The sequence below is a fragment of the Paenibacillus kobensis NBRC 15729 genome (genome assembly GCF_004000825.1).
GTDB lineage: Bacteria > Bacillota > Bacilli > Paenibacillales > Paenibacillaceae > Paenibacillus_T > Paenibacillus_T kobensis.
The window spans coordinates 1-530 of the sequence record NZ_BILZ01000164.1 but is presented as its reverse complement, the minus strand read 5'-3'; the positions used below and the strand labels follow the sequence as shown (position 1 = coordinate 530).

General features: G+C 47.7%; 1 protein-coding gene. It reads left to right on the top strand.

All coding sequences use genetic code 11. The annotated features are described in order from the left end of the window. Nucleotides 1-530 (top strand): condensation domain-containing protein (locus tag PKO01S_RS28595; protein ID WP_164779856.1); only part of this gene is annotated, 530 nt, incomplete at both ends.

Genomic DNA, 530 nt, shown 5'->3' with positions numbered 1-530 from the left:
ACGAAACGAGATGGAAGAAATTGTTTCCTGTACCTTTGCAGAAGTATTAGGTGTTACCCCGGTAGGGATTGAAGACAACTTCTTCGAGATGGGCGGGCATTCCCTGCGCGCAACCCGGGTTGTTAATCAGATTGAAGCGAAGACCGGAGTACGTCTGCCGCTGAAGACCGTCTTTACCGCTCCTACTGCCCGGCTTCTGGCTAAAGAAGTAGAAGAAGCAAAAGTGAAAGCGTACATTCCGATCCCGCAGGCGGAAGAAAAAGAAACGTATCCGATGTCGTCTGCACAAAAGAGGTTATACCTAATTAACCAACTGGACGACGTAGGAATAGCCTACAATATGCCGGCGGGAATAAAAATGTACGGGTCGTTAGATAGGGGTCGCATGAAATACGCACTAGAGCAATTGGCCATCCGCCATGAAGCGTTGCGCACCAGTTTCCATATGCAGGATGGAGAACCCGTACAGAAGATCACACAAGAAGTTGAACTCGAATTGGAGTATGAAGAACGGATTACAGAAATAATTG